The 20,013-nt window shown below is 68.2% G+C and carries 26 protein-coding genes; 12 read left to right on the top strand and 14 right to left on the bottom strand.

The genetic code is table 11. The features are described 5' to 3' along the window. Nucleotides 1–65: 65 nt before the first annotated feature. The 7 genes from JT362_RS04530 to JT362_RS04500 form a co-directional block, all read right to left on the bottom strand. Complete coding sequence (locus JT362_RS04530) at nt 66–320, bottom strand: hypothetical protein (RefSeq protein WP_260189737.1); 255 nt, start codon at nt 318–320, stop codon at nt 66–68. 2 nt (nt 321–322) lie between these two features. After that, nucleotides 323–718, bottom strand: coding sequence for a ChaB family protein (locus JT362_RS04525; RefSeq protein ID WP_260189736.1), 396 nt, complete (start codon nt 716–718; stop codon nt 323–325). A 58-nt stretch (nt 719–776) separates the two neighbouring features. Next, entirely contained in the window at nt 777–1,145 is a 369-nt protein-coding gene (gene trxA / locus JT362_RS04520) for a thioredoxin (protein ID WP_260189735.1), read from the bottom strand. A gap of 61 nt (nt 1,146–1,206) precedes the next feature. Continuing rightward, nucleotides 1,207–1,575, bottom strand: coding sequence for a hypothetical protein (locus JT362_RS04515; RefSeq protein WP_260189734.1), 369 nt, complete (start codon nt 1,573–1,575; stop codon nt 1,207–1,209). After that, nucleotides 1,572–1,709 (bottom strand): hypothetical protein, encoded by a 138-nt coding sequence (locus tag JT362_RS04510; protein WP_260189733.1) that lies wholly within the window; start codon nt 1,707–1,709, stop codon nt 1,572–1,574. Before JT362_RS04510 ends, JT362_RS04515 begins: the two co-directional genes overlap by 4 nt. Further along, on the bottom strand, nt 1,706–2,638 hold the full coding sequence (locus tag JT362_RS04505; protein ID WP_260189732.1) for a hypothetical protein: 933 nt from the start codon (nt 2,636–2,638) through the stop codon (nt 1,706–1,708). Before JT362_RS04505 ends, JT362_RS04510 begins: the two co-directional genes overlap by 4 nt. A 21-nt stretch (nt 2,639–2,659) precedes the next feature. Then, nucleotides 2,660–3,052: a hypothetical protein gene (locus tag JT362_RS04500; RefSeq protein ID WP_260189731.1), complete on the bottom strand. Its 393-nt coding sequence runs from the start codon at nt 3,050–3,052 to the stop codon at nt 2,660–2,662. A gap of 453 nt (nt 3,053–3,505) precedes the next feature. Between JT362_RS04500 and JT362_RS04495 the strand changes: the two genes are divergently transcribed. Genes JT362_RS04495 through JT362_RS04480 form a run of 4 tightly spaced genes read left to right on the top strand, consistent with a single transcriptional unit; the run spans nt 3,506 to nt 6,482 of the window. Next, nucleotides 3,506–3,868 carry a hypothetical protein gene (locus JT362_RS04495; protein WP_260189730.1) on the top strand — a complete coding sequence of 121 codons (363 nt, stop codon included), beginning with the start codon at nt 3,506–3,508 and terminating at the stop codon, nt 3,866–3,868. Nucleotides 3,869–3,896: 28 nt separating this feature from the next. Further along, entirely contained in the window at nt 3,897–4,487 is a 591-nt protein-coding gene (locus JT362_RS04490) for a DUF3558 domain-containing protein (protein ID WP_260189729.1), read from the top strand. A gap of 8 nt (nt 4,488–4,495) precedes the next feature. Then, nucleotides 4,496–5,719: a hypothetical protein gene (locus tag JT362_RS04485; protein WP_260189728.1), complete on the top strand. Its 1,224-nt coding sequence runs from the start codon at nt 4,496–4,498 to the stop codon at nt 5,717–5,719. Between the two features lies 1 nt (nt 5,720). After that, on the top strand, nt 5,721–6,482 hold the full coding sequence (locus JT362_RS04480) for an ESX secretion-associated protein EspG (RefSeq protein ID WP_260189727.1): 762 nt from the start codon (nt 5,721–5,723) through the stop codon (nt 6,480–6,482). Here the strand turns inward: JT362_RS04480 and JT362_RS04475 are convergent. The 4 genes from JT362_RS04475 to JT362_RS04460 are packed head-to-tail and all read right to left on the bottom strand — an operon-like array spanning nt 6,467 to nt 8,212. Then, the gene (locus tag JT362_RS04475; RefSeq protein ID WP_260189726.1) at nt 6,467–7,471 is read right to left on the bottom strand and encodes an SHOCT domain-containing protein; all 1,005 of its coding nucleotides are present in this window, start codon (nt 7,469–7,471) and stop codon (nt 6,467–6,469) included. The genes JT362_RS04480 and JT362_RS04475 overlap by 16 nt on opposite strands. 34 nt (nt 7,472–7,505) lie before the next feature. Then, complete coding sequence (locus JT362_RS04470) at nt 7,506–7,721, bottom strand: hypothetical protein (protein WP_260189725.1); 216 nt, start codon at nt 7,719–7,721, stop codon at nt 7,506–7,508. Next, entirely contained in the window at nt 7,718–7,921 is a 204-nt protein-coding gene (locus tag JT362_RS04465) for a hypothetical protein (protein ID WP_260189724.1), read from the bottom strand. The genes JT362_RS04470 and JT362_RS04465 overlap by 4 nt, the downstream gene beginning before the upstream one ends. 3 nt (nt 7,922–7,924) lie before the next feature. Beyond that, entirely contained in the window at nt 7,925–8,212 is a 288-nt protein-coding gene (locus JT362_RS04460) for a hypothetical protein (protein ID WP_260189723.1), read from the bottom strand. Between the two features lie 104 nt (nt 8,213–8,316). Between JT362_RS04460 and JT362_RS04455 the strand changes: the two genes are divergently transcribed. From JT362_RS04455 to JT362_RS04445, 3 genes are all read left to right on the top strand, one after another. Then, nucleotides 8,317–9,201 (top strand): helix-turn-helix domain-containing protein, encoded by an 885-nt coding sequence (locus JT362_RS04455; protein WP_260189722.1) that lies wholly within the window; start codon nt 8,317–8,319, stop codon nt 9,199–9,201. 22 nt (nt 9,202–9,223) lie between these two features. Further along, entirely contained in the window at nt 9,224–9,409 is a 186-nt protein-coding gene (locus JT362_RS04450; protein ID WP_260189721.1) for a DUF397 domain-containing protein, read from the top strand. A gap of 137 nt (nt 9,410–9,546) precedes the next feature. Then, entirely contained in the window at nt 9,547–11,880 is a 2,334-nt protein-coding gene (locus JT362_RS04445) for a GmrSD restriction endonuclease domain-containing protein (RefSeq protein WP_260189720.1), read from the top strand. Nucleotides 11,881–12,053: 173 nt separating this feature from the next. Here the strand turns inward: JT362_RS04445 and JT362_RS04440 are convergent, their stop codons facing one another. Next, nucleotides 12,054–12,347 carry a hypothetical protein gene (locus tag JT362_RS04440; protein ID WP_260189719.1) on the bottom strand — a complete coding sequence of 98 codons (294 nt, stop codon included), beginning with the start codon at nt 12,345–12,347 and terminating at the stop codon, nt 12,054–12,056. Nucleotides 12,348–13,005: 658 nt separating this feature from the next. Here JT362_RS04440 and JT362_RS04435 point away from each other — a divergent pair. Next, nucleotides 13,006–18,174, top strand: a complete 5,169-nt coding sequence (locus JT362_RS04435; RefSeq protein WP_260189718.1) for a PDDEXK-like endonuclease domain-containing protein — start codon at nt 13,006–13,008, stop codon at nt 18,172–18,174. Between the two features lie 2 nt (nt 18,175–18,176). Here JT362_RS04435 and JT362_RS04430 read toward each other — a convergent pair whose 3' ends face one another. Beyond that, on the bottom strand, nt 18,177–18,371 hold the full coding sequence (locus JT362_RS04430) for a hypothetical protein (protein ID WP_260189717.1): 195 nt from the start codon (nt 18,369–18,371) through the stop codon (nt 18,177–18,179). After that, the gene (locus tag JT362_RS04425) at nt 18,368–18,595 is read right to left on the bottom strand and encodes a hypothetical protein (protein WP_260189716.1); all 228 of its coding nucleotides are present in this window, start codon (nt 18,593–18,595) and stop codon (nt 18,368–18,370) included. Before JT362_RS04425 ends, JT362_RS04430 begins: the two co-directional genes overlap by 4 nt. A gap of 20 nt (nt 18,596–18,615) precedes the next feature. On the opposite strand from JT362_RS04425, the gene JT362_RS04420 reads away from it, so the two are divergent. Genes JT362_RS04420 through JT362_RS04405 form a run of 4 tightly spaced genes read left to right on the top strand, consistent with a single transcriptional unit; the run spans nt 18,616 to nt 20,013 of the window. Next, the gene (locus JT362_RS04420; RefSeq protein WP_311202662.1) at nt 18,616–18,894 is read left to right on the top strand and encodes an ESX secretion-associated protein EspG; all 279 of its coding nucleotides are present in this window, start codon (nt 18,616–18,618) and stop codon (nt 18,892–18,894) included. Then, nucleotides 18,891–19,316, top strand: a complete 426-nt coding sequence (locus tag JT362_RS04415) for a YbaB/EbfC family nucleoid-associated protein (RefSeq protein ID WP_260189715.1) — start codon at nt 18,891–18,893, stop codon at nt 19,314–19,316. The genes JT362_RS04420 and JT362_RS04415 overlap by 4 nt, the downstream gene beginning before the upstream one ends. 14 nt (nt 19,317–19,330) lie before the next feature. After that, entirely contained in the window at nt 19,331–19,612 is a 282-nt protein-coding gene (locus tag JT362_RS04410; protein WP_260189714.1) for a type II toxin-antitoxin system Phd/YefM family antitoxin, read from the top strand. Beyond that, nucleotides 19,609–20,013: a type II toxin-antitoxin system VapC family toxin gene (locus JT362_RS04405; protein WP_260189713.1), complete on the top strand. Its 405-nt coding sequence runs from the start codon at nt 19,609–19,611 to the stop codon at nt 20,011–20,013. Before JT362_RS04410 ends, JT362_RS04405 begins: the two co-directional genes overlap by 4 nt.

Raw genomic sequence — 20,013 nt, 5'->3', positions numbered from 1 at the left:
GACGTCCTGGGCGCGATCCTGATCATGCTGACGATCCCCACCATGGTGGCCGTCCTCGGCCCGGTTCACTCCTCGTCCACGCGGACGGCGTCCTGTTCCGGGCCACCGGGGTAGGCCGGGTCGTACTCCTCGGCGATCGCGGTGGGCTCGGTGTCGCCGGGTTCGCCGCCCCCGCCCGGCACGGTGAGCTGCTCGGCCGGGTCGGGGTCGGCGTTCTCGGCCAGGTCCGGGTCGTGGTCGCGCCAGGCGCGCGGGTCCTCGTACGGGGGCTCGGCGTCCAGCTCCAGGTCGCCGTCCTGCTCGGAGCGGGGGTCGGTCATGGTCAGCTCCGGGCCTTGGCGGTCTTGCGGTTGTTGGCCTTCTCGATGGCCTTGACCAGCTCCTGCTTGTTCATCGAGGAGCGGCCGCGGACGTCGAGCTGCTTGGCCCGGTCGTAGAGGTGCTGCTTGGAGGCGTTGGCGTCCACCCCGCCGGCGGTGTTGCCCTGCTTGGCCGTGCGTCGCTTCGCCTGCTTGTCCGAGGGGCCCTTGCTGTCCTTGGCCTCCCAGTGGTCGCCGACCTTCTCGAAGCTGTGCTTGAGCGCGGCGAACGCGGTGCGGTGGGCGCGCTGGCCCTCGCCGTAGGTCTCGACGGCGGAGTCGTGGGCCTTGCTCCAGGTGCGCTGGGCCTTCTTCGAGGACCGTTGCAGTGTGCTGGGCAGTTCCTGTGACGCTGGCATCGTCGTGCCACCTCCTTCTGCTGGATGAAGGTTTCCGCCGACCAGGCGTGTTGAAACGTCAGGCGTTGTCCTGCTCCGCCTCGATGGCGGCGCGGATCTCGTTCATGTCCACGTCCCGCACCTTGCCGATCAGCTCCTCCAGCGCCGGTGCCGGCAGGGCCCCCGGCTGCGCGTACAGCACGACCCCGTCCCGCACCGCCATCAGCGTCGGGATGGAGGAGATCCCGAACGCCTGCGCGATCTCGGTCTGATCCTCCGTGTCCACCTTGCCGAAGGTGATGTCCCCGTGGTCGTCGGACGCCTTCTCGAACACCGGCGCGAAACTCCGACACGGCCCGCACCAGGCGGCCCAGAAGTCGATCAGCACCGTGCCCTCGTTGCCGACCACGTCGGAGAAGTTCTCCGTAGTCAGCTCGACGGTCGCCATTGCGGCCTCCTCAGGTCGTGTTCGGTGAGGTTTGCCGCCGCCCGACGCTGGCAAACCCCCATCACAGGTCCTCGGGCGGTGGGAACGGGTCGAAGTCGGGATCATCTTCGATCGCGGTGCGGGCTGCCTCCCGGTTCTCGTCGATCACCCGGGTGAGCAGCCCACGCAGCAGGACCGAGTTGGGTGACTCGCCGGAGAAGATCGCGCTCCAGTCGTCTCGGCCTTCGTCGACCCGGCGTGCCAGCTCTTCCATGTCGAAGCCGAGCTCTCCCCGCAGCGCCGCGTCCTGCAGCTGTCGCAGCTCCGCCTGCGTGGGCTGGTTCTCACGTCGAAAGCGAGCCAGGTCCTGCCTGGCCTGGGCGACTACCCGATCGAGTTCGGCGGCGGCAGCGCGAAAGTCGTCCGCGAGGCCGGAGAAGTCACCGGTCACGCCGGGACCTGCGCCGAAGGCGCCGGCGGCAGCGATTCCGCACTGAAGGTGCTGATCGCGGCGATGAAGAGCGCCTTGACCATGTTGAGTGCGTTCCAGAAGACCATGATGACCTTGCGCGCACTGTTGATCATGGTGATCGCCTCTTGACGGTCTTGATCAGCTTCCACTGGCCGTAGGCGGGAATCGCGGCGTTGCTGAGCGCGGCGGAGACCAGGCTGATCACCGTCTTGATGATGTCGACGACAACCTGGGCCATCTTGACCGCCTGGTCGACGGCGTCCCGAAGATGGGCGGCGACCTGCCGCATGGCCGAACTCTGTTCGGTCAGGCAGGTGCTCCACAGGTCCATGTGGGAGGCCGAGGCGGTGGACGCGGCGCCGGTCCAGGTGCGGGTGATCGCGGCGCGACCCGAGTCGAGATTGACGTCGACCGCGTCGACGCAGTCGGCGACATGTTCCCAGGCGGAAACCTGGCGCGACGCCTTCGCCACGTCGCCGGCGATCCACTGGGTGACGTACTCGCGCGGATCAGGGCCGCCGACCCAGACCACGAGTTCACACACCTTGTCGAGGATCCAGCCGAAGGACACCTCGGGAAGCGTTTCGCCACCATCGGTCGGTGGCGTCAGCTTGGCGGCGGCCGCGGCCTGGTCCGTGAACCCGTTCGCGGCCCCGTCGTCGGTGATGTCGGCGGTCTGACCGTCTATTTCCGTCAACCGGTTCCGGGAGCGGTCGTCCGCCGCCTGGTAGGTGTCGGCGCTGGCGTCGAGTGCCGACATCGCGCGGTCGAGGCCGGCGGCGTCGGCCTGGAGAACGGTGTGGAAGGCGGTGAGAAGTGCCTGGTAGTCGTCGGTGATCAGCTCGAGGATCCGGCCGAAGTCGGCGTCGGCGATGTTGCTGGTGGCATAGCCGTGGGCCGCCTCCAGGTCGCCAGAACCTCGCTCGACCTGGTCAGCCCAACCCCGCAGGTCACTGAGTTCCACCGTGAAGTCCGCCATGAGCTCCCCCTCATACCCGCCTTCGATGGGACTCGGCGAGCATGTCACGGCGAGCGACGCCACAGGTGCGGAACGCGAAAACGACTAACTTGTTTGCCAGAAGGTGACCATCAGCGCGACCTGAAGCGCGAGTACACCGAGGAGCACGGCCCACTGGCGCCCGAACGACCAGTGTCGTGCCACCGCGACCAGGACGAGCACGACACCGACCACCCCCGAGGCCACACAGGCGACCGCCCAGGCCACCTCACCCGAGGTCGCGCCGATCACGGCGGCGATGACCGAGAACAGCACCGCACCCGTGATCATCGCCTCGCGGAGGAACCCCTCGGCGAGGGCGACCAGAGCGGACGGGATGAAGCGGGTCCAAGCCTTCCGACGCTCAGCACCCGGCCCCGCCCGGTCGACGGCGTCCGCGTGCTCATGAGCCGATCGAAACAGGGGGCCGTCCTCAGGCGTCGGCTCCCGTCCAGGCACGATCCCACCCTAGTGGCCACGCCCGCCAAGCTGGTAGTCACGGAAGTGGCACCGGCACGATCTCGGCTGGCGACCGAAACCCGTGCCTCCGCTCGTCCGCCAGCACCGCACACCCCAGCTGACTTACGCCCACACGGTCACTTCGATGCCAGTGAGCCGCACTCCGCGGTCATCTCAACACGATCGGCGAAGGCGACGCCCGACGTAGCTATCCAGCTGTCGGGATCGTCCGCCGACGACGGCGAACAGGCGCGGTCTCGGTCCTCCCCCAAGCGACGGCTATCAACCTGGTCACCGGCGCAGCCAGCCACACCGACACAGTGCCGCCGTCCTCCGGACGGGTGAGTCTGCGCGAAGCGGTCCTCGATCAGGGAGTTCCGTCGTACCCTCAGGTGCGCCGAGTGCTGAGGGGAACACGAACAGTAGGATTTGCCCGACCTGGGGAGGTATGGGGTGACGGACGACCACGTACTGGGCAGAGCCGGCGAGGCCATCTCTGGCGGCGGCTACTTCTTCGCTTCGCTGGAGGAACTGGACCATGTCATCAAGGAATGGACCATGATCCGCGACGACATCGAGTTCGACAGGCAGGTGCTTGTCCAAGCGCAGAGCCTCATCGAGCCGCCCGCCAAGGACATCATGAGCGATCTCCAGCCAGCCGCCATGAATCATTCATTGGACAAGGCAATCACACATAACGCGAACATGAGCGCATACGCTCGAGCTTATATAGAGAAGCTGACCGCCACCAAGAAACAGTATTCCTCGGACGACGAGTCGGGCGCTGTACGAATGCGAGAAATCGATGTGGAATGATGTAGTAAAGTCCCGCATCCTTCCGGCTTTGAGCCTGGCGTTCGTAACTCTTGCCGGCACAGCGTGCTCTACGGACGCGGACGGCACTCCTATTCCACAAACTTCCTCCGGCCGAGCAGAAGAGAGTCGAACGACGGACCCTTCGACCGACCCCGAGGTCGAGAACCCGTTGGATGCGAGCCGGTTTCTCGCCGATCCGTGCGCCGTTCTCACTCAGACGCAGCTAGCAGCATTCGACGTCACCAGGCCAGGAATCCCGGAAACCACGGGTTCCGTGGCGGAACGATCCGGCCCGTTCTGTGTCTGGCACGCTGCAGCAGAACTCGGCAGCACGATAGGCGTCGGCTTCATCACGGGCAACAAGGACGGTTTGTCCGACATCTATCGCGGTCGCGAGCAGTTCGAAGACTTCCGGCCGGTCGAGGTGGACCAGTATCCCGCCGTGTTCGCCAACAGTCCAGACCTTCGTTCATCGGGCATGTGCACCGTGTACGTGGGAATCAGCGACACCCTGGCCTTTCGAGCCACCGAAGGAGGCCAATTGGACGCGTCCGGTTCCTGCGATCGGGCCAAGCAGGTGGCGGCGGCGGCGTTGACGACGATTCAAGAGGCCCGCTGATGTTCGGCATGAGTGGCGACGCCATCTACCGGAACTTCCAGGAAGGCAAAGGGCCGGCTGGGCTCACTGGCGGCGCCGACATGGTGAGCAGCATCGCCAAGACCTACAGCACACGGGCCAAACAGATTCGGCGGTTGGCCGGTCGGATGGAGTCGGCCTGGCAGGGGCAGGCGGCGGGGTTCGCCCGACGGGGAGCGGAGCCACTGGCCGCCGAGCACGAACAGGCCAGCATGGCGCTGTCCACAGCCCAGGATCTGACCGGGCGACAGGCGGGGTCGTTCAGTGAGGCGAAGGGACGGGTGGTGCCCGTGCCACCGAAGCCGAAGCTGGAAAATCCGATGCAGGTTCTCGTCATCCCTGGGGCCGTGTTCGACCACGAACAGCAGGTCGACGAGCACAGTGTGGCGGCGCAGAACAACGTGGACGTGATGAACGGCTACTCCGGCGCGTCCGCGTACAACATCACCAACCTGCCGGGCAGCTACGGCACCCTGAGCGACGACTTGACCGGGATCGGGATCGGGATCGCCGCCGAAGGAACCACAACGGGTTCAGCCGGCTCTGCCGCCGACACCGAGGTCGGCAGCAGAGGATTTGGTGGGAGCACCGGTCCGCGCATGGGTGGGGGCAACCCCACGCCCGTTGGCGCGTCAGTCGACGGTCCTGGGCATGCGGTCCCGGACGCCCCCGACGCCGGCACGTCGCACGCGGGCAGCGCCACACCGGGGAGGGCCGCCGTACCCGGTGGCACCACCACGCCGGAGACGTTCGTGCCCGGTCAACCGGTTTCCCCGGCGGAGCCCGGAGCGGCTCGGGTGCCCGGTGCAACGACCGGTGGACCGGCGCCTGGCCTGGGTGTCGTCGCGACGGGACCGGATGGCGCCCCGAGTTCACCACGCGGTGGATTCGGCGGTCGCGGGTTCGGCAGTGGCGGCCCCGGTAGCGGCTTCGGAGCGCGTAGCGGTGCGGTGCCGGGAGGACCGGCCGCTGGTGTCGGGGCGGAGCCCCATGGTTCGGGCACACGGTCAGGGCCAGCAGCCGGGCCACTGGCGGCGGCCGGGCGAGGCGGCGCGACGGCGGGCGGGTTCCCGATGGGGGCTTCGGGCCGGGGCCGCGACGGCGAGGACACCGAGCACAAGCGGCCGGAGTGGCTGGAAGGCGGTGACCCGGACGAGTTGTTCGACACCGACGTCCTCACCGCGCCGCCAACGATCGGCGACGAGGACGACTGACATGGTGCTGCCAGCGCCGGTTCGGGTGCCGGCGTCGCTACTGGCGTGGCTGGTCACGGACGCGAACCTCGGCGAACTGCACAAGACACTCGCTCCGGAAGCCCTATGGCTGCCGCCTGCCGGGCAGGACGCGCTACGCCGGCAGGGACACGACATGCTCACCGAGCTGGGGTGGCGGGACCGCCACGGCAAGCTCGAACGGGAAGTCGCCGGATCGCTCACCGTGCTGTGCAGGCCGCGGGTCGAGTACTACGGCTGGATCGCACACGACGAGCAGACCATCGGAGTGCTCGCCGGAAGAATCGGCAAGGAAGCCGTGCTCGCCGTGAACCAGCCGGGCTCCACGATCTGGCTGACCTCCGTCAACTCCACCCGGCTCGCGGAACGACTCGTCGCGCAAACACCGGACATGCCGGCCGGACGGGGCGGGGCGTTGACGGTGTCCCCGGCCGAGGTGCGAGCGACCCGGCGCGACGGGCGGCAGCGCACGCCGGCCGGGGTCGGAGTCCGGCGGGCCGGGCCGGAGGTGCGGGACGCGCAGCGGCTCGCCGCGTTGCCAACGACCGGACACGGGGAGCTGTCGGTGGCGAAACGGGACGAACTGGGACGCCGACACCGCTACCCGCGACCGGTGCGGTACACCGACACCAGCGAAGGGCGTTTCGTCCTGCTGTTCGACAGTGACGACCAGGTGCGAGTGGAACCGGCGGGACGGGTCGAGCTGGTACGGCACCTGGAGCGCATGGTTCAGGCGCTGCCGTGACGGCTGATTACGACCTGTTTGGCCGCGGCGAACTCGACCTCGGTGAGGACCCCCTGCTGACGCAGGGTGGCCAGTTTCGCCAGTTCGTCGACGAGCGTGCTCTGGCCTGACACGGGGACGTTCGCTGTCAGCCGCTTGGCCTCGGTGATCCTGGCCCGTAGCTCATCAAGTCGCGATGCCACCTGGCGGTAGATCGTGGTGGACAGGGGGAGGGTGTTGGACAAGGTTGAGATGTCGTTCGCGTCGGCGGTGCCGCGGTGGCCCGGCGTCAGGATCTCGAGCACGCCGGAAGCAAGGCCCGCTTTGTACTCGATGGCGGTGATCTCGCCGTAGGGAAAGGTCGTTGCCCGACCGTCGCCGCGGCTGTCGGCCGTGATCGCGGTGAGCGCCCCGACCTTGACGATCATGCAGCGGTCAGTGAAGGCCGCGAATACGCCACCTGCCCCAGTACCGATGACGAACAACGGCGCCTCGTCCGGTGTGGCGTGGTCGCGAAGGGTCTGCCAGGCCTCCTCGCTGGGCGCGTTGCCGATGACCTCGACCTGGTCCCACCGGTCCCGTCCCACCGACACCTCGGCGACCTGCGCCAGCACCGGGCCCTGCAGGTCGGTCGGAGTGCCCGTCATGCACAGCTGTTCGGCGATCTGACGCACCGCGGTGGCGTCCTGCTTGTCGACTGAGCCGAGGACCAGTTCGTCCCCGGACCGGCGATGGGCAACCAGGTAATGGCTGCCCCGGCGAAGGTCGATCTCGACCCGGGCGAGGTCGCTCGCGAAGACCTCCAGCCGCGCGCCGTTGAACTCGACCTCGGCACCGTAGAAGGCGAGGATGCGGGCATTGGTGACTGCCAGGCCGTCGCACAGCGGGCGCAGGAGGCCATTGCGTACGAGAGCCAGGACCTGCTCGCCCGGCTGGAGACGATGAGCCAACGACGCCAGCCACGCGTCACGGCGCTTGTCCTTGACTTTCCCGCCAACCAGGAGCTGCACGACCTCATACGTCGTCGGACGACCAGATGGTGTTTCACCGAGTGTCCCAGGTCAGGTACAGACAGCGGTCGCACGGTGACAGGTCGGTGCCCACCGGGTTCGGTTCGTCGACGGTGGCGCGGCCGCACAGCGACCAGACGATCGTCAGGCCGTGGAAGGTCATCCGATCGGCCGTGGTGATGACGACGTGATGGCGGGCGGTGAACAAGCCGCGCCGCCAGGTGGGGTCGCCGAGCGGCGGACCGGTCATGGTGAGCGCTCGTCGAGCAGGTCGAGGCAGGTCGCGCACCTCGGGAACGTGCCGTGCTGGTCGGGGAGGTCGGCGACCAGCCAGGCGCCGCAGATCGCGAAGCCGACCGACACGCCGCCGACCAGGTAGGTGTCCGGATCGCGCACGTGTCCTCGGGTGGGTTCGAGGACCGAGTGGCCCCAACTGACGTCGGCGGACACAAGTCACTCCGGGGTCGGTGGGGTGATCCAGACCAGCCGGGCAGTGACGTCCGGGGCGAGGCTGAGAAGGTGGCAGGCGCGGTCCGGATCGCGGAGGCTGAGGCGAGTGCCGCAGTCGGCGATGACCTCGACGTGGTCTGCGAAGGCCATGCCCCACGCGGCTATCCGGCCGTCAACTCGTTCGCCGAGCTCCTGAACCACGGCGAACAGCCGAGGCGCCTCCTCGTCGATCAGTTCCTTCATCAGCTCGGCGAACTCGTCCTCGCCGCACATCGCTGTCAACTCGCTCATGCCACATCCCGTGTTCGAACCATCACCTGCCGTAAACTACGGTCGCTCATCAGACCTTGGACTGAAAAGTGGGAATCCCATTTTCCACTCGAACGGGGGTAGCGATGCCTGACGAGAACGAGTGGGTCGTGACGGCGACCGTGCGGCGCTGGCAGCTCACCGAGACGCTGCGCCAGCTGCGGGAACAGCACGGGTTGACGATGGAGGAGGTGGTCGAGCGGCTGGCGAAGATCGGCGGCAAGTGGTCAACGTCGAAGATCAGCCGGATCGAGACGCGGCAACAGGGCGTGAAGTCGTTCGACGTGGAGCGGCTGCTCGACGCCTACGAGGTGACCGACGCGAACACCCGCGAGTGGATCATGGGCCTGTCCGAACGGGCGGACAAGCGCGGCTACTGGCTGGCGATCCGCAAGGACCTGCCGGAGGACTTCCAGCAGCTACTCCACGTCGAAGCCACCCTGCTCGCCGCCCGCCAGATAGAGACACAGGTCGTGCCTGGCCTACTTCAGACGCCGGACTACACCAGGGCGCTGATCATCGGAGCCAACCCCGCACTGGACTTCGAACTGACCGAACGCCGGGTGCTCGCTCGCATGGCCCGCCAGCGAGTCCTCAACCGGCCGAAGCCGCTGAAGTACCACGTGATCCTCGCCGAGACGGTGCTCAGCACGCCCGTTGGCACGCCGTCGGTGATGCGTGGCCAGATTGCGAGACTGGTCGACGCGGCCGAGGCCAGGCACATCACCATTCAGGTGCTTCCCCGCTCGGCCGGCGCGACCCCAGCTCTGGACGGTCCGTTCACGATCCTCACCCTGCCCGACCCGATCCCCGACTTCGGCTACGCGGAAGGACAGGGCGGATCGATGTACATCGAGGATCGTGAGCACGTGCGAGAACTGCTGCAACGGTGGGGCATCCTTACCGAACGCGCACTGTCCCCCGCCGAGTCGCTGGACGCCATCAAGGCCGCCGGGGAGACTTGCGGGTAGGACAAAACCCGGAAGGATTTCCATGACCCTCGTCTGGCGCAAAAGCAGCTTCTCCGGCAGCGGAGGCACCGGCGGCGGCAACTGCGTGGAGGCCGCGCTGCTGGACGGCGACCGGTTCGCCTTGCGCGACAGCAAGAATCCGGACGCAACCGTGTTGACGGGAACCCGCGCCGGTCTGACCGCACTACTGCGGCACGTCAGCCGGTAGAGCAGAGACACCACGCCCGTAGCCGGCCGCATCCATGTGCGCGGCTGGCTGGCGGCCTTCCCGTAACTGGTGGGCGCCCGGGGACGATGGAGGAGAAAGCCGGACGAGGCATTCTGTTCCACCTACCTGGAGAATCCGTGGAGAAGAAGTTCACCAGCGACGAGGTTCCGCTCGGCCAACTGTTGGACCAGGCCAGAAGCGGAAGCCTGCAACTGCCTGACTTCCAGCGCGGTTGGGTCTGGGACGACAACCACATCAAGAGTCTGCTCGTCTCGATCTCGCTGTCCTACCCGATCGGCGCCGTTATGACGCTGCGCACCGGGAACCCCGACGTCCGGTTCCGGCCGCGGCCGCTGGAGGGGGTCGACCTCGCGAGAACCGTCGAGCCCGAGGTCCTGCTGCTGGACGGCCAGCAGCGAATGACCTCGCTCTATCTCGCGCTCCGGTCGGGAAATCCGGTTCCCACGCGGGACGACCGGCGGAACAAGCTCTCCAGGGTGTACTTCGCCGACATCAACAAGTGCCTGGATCCCAACCAGGATCCGGAGGACGCGATCGTCAGTGTTCCCGAGGGCGGCGTGGCGCGAACGTTTCTCGGCGAGACCACGACGGACGTGTCGACCAGGGACAAGCAGGTCGCGAGCGAGATGTTCCCGCTCGGCATCGTCTTCGACTCCGAGGCCAAGGGCGCGTGGCAGTTCACCTACCTCGAGCACGGTCCTGGGACGCTGGAAGAGCGGTTCGGCAAGTGGCGCCGCTTCCAGGAAGGCGTGATCAACGCGTTCGAGCGGTACCAGGTGCCGACGATCGAGTTGGCGAAGTCCACGCCCAAGGAGGCGGTCTGCCAGGTCTTCGAGAAGGTCAACACCGGGGGCGTGTCCCTCACCGTGTTCGAACTGCTCACCGCGACCTACGCGGCCGACGACTTCAACCTGCGCACGGACTGGGACGAACGATCGGCCCGCCTGACCGAGCACACCCTGCTCGAACGGTTCGAAGCCACCTACTTCCTCCAGATCCTGGCCCTGCTCTCGACGTTCGACCGTCGACGGCGCCACCTCGCCGACAAGCCCGGCGACGACAAGCCACCCGCCGTGTCCTGCAAGCGCCGAGACATCCTCAACCTTCGGTTGGAGGACTACCGAAAGTGGGCCGACCAGGCCACCGAGGCGCTCAGCAGGGTCGTCCGGTTCCTGCACGCCGAACACATCTACAAGGCTCCCGACCTCCCGTACGCGACCCAACTCGTGCCGCTCGCCGCGATCTTCGCCGTGCTCGGCGAGCAGGCGGACGGGCACGGTATTCACCAGATGCTGCGGCAGTGGTACTGGTGCGGGGTGTTCGGCGAGATGTACGGCGGTTCCACGGAGACCCGGTTCGCGATCGACCTGCAGGACGTGACCGCGTGGGTGCTCAACGCGGAGGACGAGCCGCGAACTGTGCGTGAGGCGCAGTTCCAGGCACAGCGCCTACTGACCCTGCGCACCCGCAACAGTGCCGCGTACAAGGGAATCTACGCGCTGCAGATGAAGCGGGGCGGGCGCGACTTCCGCACGGGCAACACGATCGACATCCACGCCTACTTCGACGACGCCATCGACATTCACCACATCTTCCCGCAGCGATGGTGCGCGACCAACGGTGTCGCGGACCGAATCGCGAACTGTGTGGTCAACAAGACCGCGATCGACGCGCACACCATCCGGCGGATGGGCGCCAGCGCGCCGAGCAAGTACCTGGCGCGGCTGGAGAGCAACGAGCGCATCGAACCGGCGGACCTGGACGCGATCCTGCGCTCACACGACATCGACTCGGTCGCCCTGCGCCGCGACGACTTCGCGGCGTTCTTCAACACCCGTTTCGAACGACTCCTCAAACAGATCGCGGAAGCGATGGGGAAGCCGGTCAACCGCACCGCCGACCGGTCCGAGAGCCCGTACGCCGACAGCAGGCTGGGTGCCGAGCACGTCCGGTCGAGCATCCAGGCGGTGATCGACGCCCAGGAGAGCAAGGTCGCCGAGTTCAAGTCAACCGGGCGAAAGAACCTGGCCACCGGCGAAAAGGACCCGGCCATCGAATGGGGCGTGGTCAAGACCATCGCCGGGTTCATGAACGCACACGGCGGCACGCTGCTCGTCGGCGTGAACGACCAGGGCGGCGTAGTCGGAATCGAGGAGGACTTCCCGTTCGTCTCGAAGCGCGACCAGGACGGTTGGGAGCTCTGGCTCACCGAGGTGGTCGCCCGAACCCTCGGCAAGGCCAGCGCGGCGGAGTTGAGCGTCCAGATGGGCCAGTTCGACGAGGGCACCGTGGCCCGGATCGATGTCGGTCCGTCCGCCACGCCAGTGTTCGCGACAACACCACTCAAAGGCGACAAGAAGCCGAAGTTCCTCGTGCGAATCAACAACTCGACGCAGGAGTTGGAAGGCCAGGAAGCGTTGAAGTACCAGCGGTCCAGGTGGCCGACCTGATACCGATTCCTGCCGAGGCTGTAACGCGCGTGCTGCGACGCTTGACGCGCTCGCGGTAGCGCTTGATGACGGCCGCCTCTGGCCACCGCTCGGTGAGCACGGCTACGCTGCTGACCTGCCGAGATATGATCATCGCCAGCACCGAACGGCCCTGACCGGAGACGCCTCACCGATCAGCCAAAGAACAGCGTCCCCTCCTCGGCTACGGGCGGGCCGCAGCCTTGGCGCTCTTGCGCCTGATGGCGTGCCGCCCGGCCTTGACCTCTTCGTCGTAACACTTGAAGCTTCAGCTCCAGCAACCGATCGAGGATCTCGACCTGCACAGTGGGGTCGATCGTGAACCGCCGCCCCTGGCGCGTGTCGTAGAACCCGTGGCGCAGGTCGAGGTCGGTCCACCCGCCTGACCAGTCGGCACCCACACCGGTAAACCTGTGTTTGCTGACACGCGCGATCACCAACTCGCTCAAGTCCAGCGATTTCGCGGGTTAATCCTGGCCGTGAGGTCCAGATCTTCCACCACTCGTCGACCATACGCGCGGATACTTCTCTGCGTCCTTTGATGCGTTGAGGCCGAACTGTTCCACAACACGCAAACCATGGATTCGCATATCGGCGAGCTTCCGATTCGGACAGCGTGGCCGAGTTCAAGTTCTCGCTATGGTCCGGCGGCGACAAGATGCGCAAACGCACTGTGACCGCAGACCTCGTTCACCTCGCGCTCGACCGGTCCGGGCGCAGGCCCGAGCTATGGGTGGCTGGCGACAAACCAATACGTTTCCTGCGCGTCGGCACCCCGTGGTCACCAATCTGCTGTCCAGGCCGTCCCAGCACCTTCGCGCCCGATACGAGGAGCGATTCGGTGCCGACCCGCTGTCGCTTCGAGATTTCGTGGCCCGACACGCCTCGCCTGTTCAACTGCGCAACCTGGCCGAGGTACTGCCACCGGACCTGTTCTGAGCCCGTCCGACCGGTTAGCCCGATCGGACGAATCTCGCGTGCGCGTGTGACGTTTGCGTGGTGCACTGACGATGCAGGCAGGGAGTGCTGCTCGGGCACCACCACTTTGATGGTCCACACGGCAAGGACGGGATTTCCGTGGCCCACCTCCCTGAACACGATCCCGTGTTGCGCGACAAGGTCCGCCGGCTCATGGGTGTGCTCCGGCAGCTCGCCGTCGCCAAGACGCGGCCGATCCGGTCCATCACCGCCTACGAGGAGATGCTGCTGCTCGCCGACGCGGCCGAGCACCTTCCGGTGCGCACCGCGACCGAGCCGGGCGACGAGATCCTGCGGGCCGACCGGGTGCGGCGCGATCCCGAGCCGCCCTGCCCACGGGTCGTTGTCCCCTGGGTCGAGCGCGTCAAGGGGTCGCTCGACGAACCTGTACTGCGGGACCGCGTCGTCCTGCCGGGGGCGAGCCGGCCCAGCTCGATCGCCGATCACCCCGACGTGACCCGGCAGTTCTCGACCTGGATGCGCGACTGGCGGCCCTGGGCGGCCGAGGAACGTCGGCGACGGCCGCGCGCCGAGCTGTTCCAGAAGCTGTTCGACCTGCACCGGATCGCGCAGGAACGCCCGGAGTCGATCGAGATCGTCGTCGCCGCCGGGTTGCTGCACGCTCCCGGCGAACAAGGTGAGGCCGGTGTCCGGGTGCACCTGCTCACCCAGGCCGTCAGCGTCGAGCAGGACCAGCAGTCCGGCGCCATGGTGTGCACGCTCATGCCGGAGAGCGCCGTCCGCATCGAGGCCGAGGAGGTGCTGGCCGGTCTGGAGATGTTCGACCAGAGCGGTACGGCGGTTCTGCGCGATCGCCTGCTGGAGACGGTGTCCTCGCCGCTGGACCCGGCCGCGGTCGCGTACCTCAAGGAGTGGGCCGGGCGGGCATTGGTGACCGGGCACACCGTGAGCGATGACTGGGCGCTGCCGAGCGGGCAGACCACCCAGCTCGGGTTCGCTCCGGCCCTGGTGGCCCGCCGGCGTGGAGCGTTCGCACTCCGGGAGTACTACGACGCGATCACCAAGTCGCTCAACGACGAGGACACTCCCGTTCCGCTTGGCCTGGCCCAGCTCGTCGAGGCTATCGAGCCGGCGGACCGGCTGGCGTGGCTGGAACGCACCGGCGAGGTCGGCGGTGCCGCGCTGGCCGAGGACCCGCTCTTCCCGCTGCCCGCGAACGACGACCAGGCGCAGATCATCGGCCGGCTCGGCGGCGACAGCGGCGTCGTCGTGGAGGGTCCTCCTGGCACCGGCAAGACCCACACGATCGCCAACCTGGTCAGCGCGCTGCTGGCCAGTGGGCAGCGGATCCTGGTGACCGCCGAGAAGGCGCAGGCCCTGCGGGTCCTGCGGGACAAGCTGCCACCGCAGATGCAGGATCTCTGCGTCTCGCTCACCGACGCGTCCGCACGGGGCAACTCCGACCTGGCTCGCAGCGTCGCGGCGTTGGCTGGCGCGAAGACCGACTTCAACCCGGCGGCGGTGGCTCGGCGGATCGCCGACCTGACCGCGCGGCGCGGCGGCGCTCGGGCTCGACAGAGCAGGATCGTCGAGGACATCCGCGCCCTGCGCGAGTCGGAGACGTACCGGCATCCCGAGATCGCACCCGGATACGGCGGCACGCTCGCGGACATTGCCAGGCAGTCCACCGCGAACGCCGAGGTCGACGGCTGGATCCCCGGACAGGTCTCGGGCCAGGAGCCGCTCTCGTCGAGCGAGATCCTCCAGCTGGTCGAACTCATGCGCACCGGAAGCGACCAGCGCCGCTCGCGTCGCGACCAACGGATTCCGAAGACCGGCTCGCTCCCTTCCGACACGTGGTTGGCGAAGCAGGCCGAGACCGTCGCCCGGGGCGACTCCGTGCGGGCCGACGACGCGAGCGGGCTGGTCGCCGTCCTCGGTGCGTTGCCCGGCCAGGTACTGCACGACCTCGACGCCGCCTGCCGCCGGACCGCGGAGGCGACCGCCGCCCTACGCGCCGCGCCCACCGACGCCGCGTGGGCACTCCACCTCACCGACTCGTTGCTCGCCGGCACCTCACTGCACCTGTGGCAGCGCGCGACCGGGCAGCTCCCGCTCGTCGACGATGCGATCGCGCACGACCAGCACGCCGGTTTCGTCCAGGTGTCGGTGTCATCGGGCCTCGATCCGGAGATCGGTGCCGGCGTCTTCGAACGGTTCGCCGCACACCTCGGTTCCGGTGGGCAGCTGCGCAAGGTGTTCAAGAGCGACGAGCAGAAGGCCGTCGAAGCCCTCGGCGACGCCGTCCTGGTCGCGGGCACCGTGCCGAGCACAAGCGAGACGGCCACCACCGCCGCCAGGCACCTGCGGGTCCTGGCGCTGGCCAGGATTCTCGCCATGGGGTTCGCGCCCCTCGGGCTGACGATTGCACTGGACCTGGACCGCGGCTCCCTGGTGGAGCGCCTGCGGCAGGTTCGGCACGTCTGCTCGCTGGTCGACGCGGTACTCGCTGCCCGCACCGAACTCGTGCAACCCCTGTCCGTCCTGCCCGCGACGACTCGCCCTCCGCTGACGTCGGTTGAACGTCTGGACCTGATCGGCTCGGTGACGAGCGCCGTGGCGGACAGCATGCAGGCCGCCTTGGCACGGGCCGAGGTGGACCGCACAGCCGATGAGGTACTCGCACTGGTTCCCACGACCGCACGGCCACCGGAGCTGATGGCCGTGGCGGACGCGATCAAGACGATGGATCCGCACCGCTACGTCGAGGCATTGATCAGCCTGGAGCACGCGCGGACCCAGCAGCGCGACCAGCACGTCTGCGATGAGCTCGACCAGCGGCTCGCCGCCGCCGCGCCCGGACTGCGCATCATGCTGGCCGAAACGCCGGACGACCCCGCGTGGTCGGCGCGGCTCACGCGGTGGTCATCGGCGTGGGCGTGGGCGTGCGCCAGGACGTGGCTCGACCAACGAGCCCAGCCCGGCCTGGAGGACCAGCTCGACGCCGAGTTGCACTCGACGGTGCGGGACGTCTCCGTGCTGACCGTCGACCTCGCCGCAGCCAAGGCATGGAAGGCCTCGATGGAGCGGATGAGCGCTCGCCAGGTGCAAGCCCTGCAGAGCTACCGGTCGGCCATGGCGAACGTCGGAAAGGGCACCGGCAAGTACGCGGAGAAGTTCCGGCAGGCGGCCCGGGAGGCGATGGTCGTCGCCCAGGGAGCCGTGCCTGCCTGGGTCATGCCGGTGCAGCAGGTGCTCGCGTCGATCCCGGCCGAACCCAACGCGTTCGACGTGGTGATCGTGGACGAGGCCAGCCAGGCGGAGCTGACCAGCAGCTTCCTGCTGTGGCTGGCACCCCGGGTGATCGTGGTGGGCGACGACAAGCAGTGCACGCCCCCCGAGATCGGCGCCGGTTCGCTCGACCCGATCTTCCAGCGGTTGGACACCGAGTTGCCGGACGTCCCGCAGTACCTTCGGGCGGACCTCACCCCGAAGTCGAGCGTCTTCTCGATGCTGCGCTCCCGCTTCGGACAGATGGTCCGCCTGCGCGAGCACTTCCGGTGTATGCCGGAGATCATCGCCTGGTCGTCGAACGAGTTCTACCGCGACGCCCCGCTCGTCCCGGTGCGGCAGTTCGGCGCCGACAGATTGCCCCCGCTGCGCACCACCTACGTGGACGGTGGCTATGTCGAGGGGCAGAACGCCACTCTGACCAATCCCGCGGAGGCGCGGGCCATCGCGGACTCCGTGCTGGCCTGTCTCGAGGACCCGGCGTACGAGGGCAAGACGTTCGGTGTGGTGGTGCTGCAGGGACAGTCCCAGGTGGACGTGATCACGGCCGAGATCAGCGCACGGATGAGTGCCGAGGACTGGGACCGGCGGCGCTTCCGGGTCGGCACGCCACCAGACTTCCAGGGCGACGAACGACACGTGGTGTGGTTGTCGCTGGTCGTCGCGCCGGAACAGAACTTCGCGGCGCTGACCCGGGACGAGTTTCGTCGCCGGTTCAACGTGGCCGCCTCCAGAGCTCAGGACCAACTCTGGCTGTTCCACTCGGTAACCGCCGATCTGCTGCGCACCAACGACCTGCGCCACTCGTTGCTGACCTACATGCTGAGCACCGGTTCGGCACCGCTGTCGCCGGCACTCACCGACGTCTCAGCCGACGTCCGGCAGCCACCGTTCGACTCGCTGTTCGAACAGCGCGTGTTCCTCGACATCAGCGCACGCGGGTACCACGTCACCCCGCAGGTGGAGACCAACGGCCGAAGGATCGACCTGGTGGTGACCGGGGCAGCGGGCAAGCTGGCCGTTGAGTGCGACGGCGACGCCTTCCACACCACCCCGGAACAGCGCGCCGCCGACCTCCAGCGCGAACAGGAGCTGAAGCGCTGCGGCTGGACGTTCTGGCGGGTGCGAGAGTCCCAGTACTACCTGAATCGCGAACGCGCGCTGTCGTCGCTGTGGCCCACGCTCGACCGGTTGGGCATCGGCCCACACGCCACCGGAACCGACGCTCCCGAGACGGTGTGGACCCCGACGAGGACCGCACTGGCGCCAGACGAGGCCGTGCAGGACGACCTCGAGCCCGACGAGATCGAAGCCGTCGAGTCGGTGCCGGTTGTCGCCGTTCCCATCGACCCCGTGGTGACGGCGCCACCGCCACCGTCTCCCACGGTGTCGGACCTGACGCACGACGAGCTGACCAGGTCATTGACGACGCTGGCCAACGCCGGTCCGCTGTCGTCGGCCCAGGTCGCCGAGGAGTACGGGATGACCACCGCGGAGGCACGCGAGGTGCTGACGCGCATGGTCTCGGCCGGGTTGCTGGAACGGACCGGTCAGACCCGCGGTACGCGTTACGTCCTGCCAGGAAGTGTGGCGTCCACCGGCGAGCCCGAGAGGCTGTGGGCCACCAGAACGGTGGTGACCGACGAGGACCGTGCCCGGGTGCTGCACGCGGCCGGTCGGCAGGCGCTGACCAACGAGATCGTTCGGGACCTTCTCGGGGTGGACGCCGACGCGGCTCGGACCACGCTCGCGGCCATGGTCGCCGAAGGACTACTCGACAAGCAGGGACAGCGTCGAGGGACGCGGTACGTGCTCGCCGAGCCGCGAGCGGAACAGCAGCGTGCCGAACCCGAGGTGCTCGACGACCCCGAGCTGCGTGCGGTGTGGGAGCTGGCCGCCGGCCGGTCGATCAACAACGCCGACGTGCGCACGGCGTTGCGGGTGAGCGCCAACCATGCCCAGGATCTGCTCCGCGCGCTCTACGAAGGTGGCCTGCTGGACCGCCGCGGCCCGCGGGGTGAGCGGCGGTACAGCCGTCGGACGTGAGGTCAGCTCAGCGAAGCTGGTCGAGCAGGGTGGCGAAGGCGTCCTCGCCCGTACTGCCGGGCCTTGCCGGCCTTGCCGGACAGGGAGTCCGGGTCGGCGGCCACGAGCAGGCGCGTGCGCTTGGTGACGCCGCCGGCCGTGACGGTGAGACCGAAGGCCGCCGCTCGGGTCTCCCACTCGTCGCGTTGGGTCGTCATCTGGCCGGTGACGCGACGGTGTCCCCCGGTTGCAGGCGAAAGGCCCCCCACTTCGGTGGGTGCTGCTCACTGCGGGCGTCGGTCAGGACGGAGTCGACGTCATCGGGTGTCAGGCCGAGAAGACCCGCCACCGCCAGCAGGTCCGCACGCTCAGCCTCGGTGACCACGCCGTCCTGCCACGCCGTCTGGGCGAGCGCGCGGAGGTAGCGCCGGTGCAAACCCATGGCGGTGTCGAGCCGAGAGCCTGATCACGCTCGGCGAGCGCCCGGCGGACGCTCGCGCGGTCGGCCGGATGTGCGCTGGCGCGCTGGCGCGCGGGCAGTTCAGCGCCCGCCGGGCGGACCGGGACGGACGGCTGCGTGCCGCGCGGCGGGTCGTCGGCTACCACGACACCCCTGCGGGCCGCTTCCTGCAGCTGCGGCGCGACGGGTGGGTCGCGTTCACCCCGGCCACCGGCGTCCAGCTGGTGGCCCAGGTCGACCAACTGCTCGACGAACTAACCGAGGAAAGGACGCGGCGATGACCGGCGACTCCGCCATCGACTACGCAACCGACTCCGCGATCGCCGAGCTCACCCGGCTCGCCGACGGCGCGGACCGCGAGGCACGGGATCTGACCGACCGGCTGGACCGGGTCACCGCCGAACTGGCCGCGAAGCGGTTCACGGCGAGCGCGGGCGGGGTGACGGCGACGGTGACCGGTGCGGGCGCGCTCGTGGCCGTCACGATCGCACCGGTCGACCGCAGGCGGCCCAGGACCGAGCAGCTGTCGGCCGATCTCACCTCGGCCGTGCTGGCGGCGCGGGCCACGGCGTCCGCCGAGGTCGCCGCGCGCATGCGTGAGGTCGTACCCGGTCGACGAGGACGCGTACAAGCCGAAGAAGGCAGGATGACTCAGGGCCGCGACCCGGCGCTTCCCCGCACTGGTCATAACTACGTCTTGTAGGTACATTGGTGCCCGTGGAGACAATCGGTCTGCGAGAGCTGAACCAGAACCCGTCGAGAGCGGTGGCTCGTGTCCGCGCCGGGAACAGCATCCTCGTGACCGACCGGGGGCGACCGGTGCTCCGCATGGTGCCCGAACCGCGAACGGGCGACATGCTCCACCAACTGGTCGCGAACGGGGAGGTGCGCGCTCCGGCCCAGTCCGGCATGCCGGATGTCGTCGATGACCTTGTGCCCGAAACAGAAAGCCTCACCGATCTCCTGATCGCGGATCGCGATCGGGAGCGCAACCGGTGATCTATCTCGATTCGTGCGTCTTGCTGAAGTTCATCAAGCGCGAAGCGGAGACCGACGCGCTCCGGTCCTGGCGTCAGCGGTTGCCGCCGGACACCGAACTGCTCACGAGCGAACTCGCCGAACTGGAGATCACCCGCGCACTGCTCCGGATCGGAGTCGACCACGAGCGGGTGCCATACCTGGTCGACCAGGCAGTGCACGGCGTGTACGTCGCCGACCTGACCAGCACCGTGCTGGCGCGGGCGAAGACATACCGCACAGCGAAGCTGGGCTCGCTCGACGCCGTGCACCTCGCCACCGCCGACCCGTTTCGGGGCGACCTGACCGCTTTCGTCACCTACGACCACGAACTCGCCACGGCCGCGCGCGACGTCGGACTACCGACGCACGCACCCACCTGA

This window comes from Actinophytocola gossypii (genome assembly GCF_025165815.1).
Taxonomy (GTDB): Bacteria; Actinomycetota; Actinomycetes; order Mycobacteriales; family Pseudonocardiaceae; genus Actinophytocola; species Actinophytocola gossypii.
Note: the sequence above shows the minus strand (reverse complement) of the source record. Positions and strands in the feature narration are given on the sequence as shown.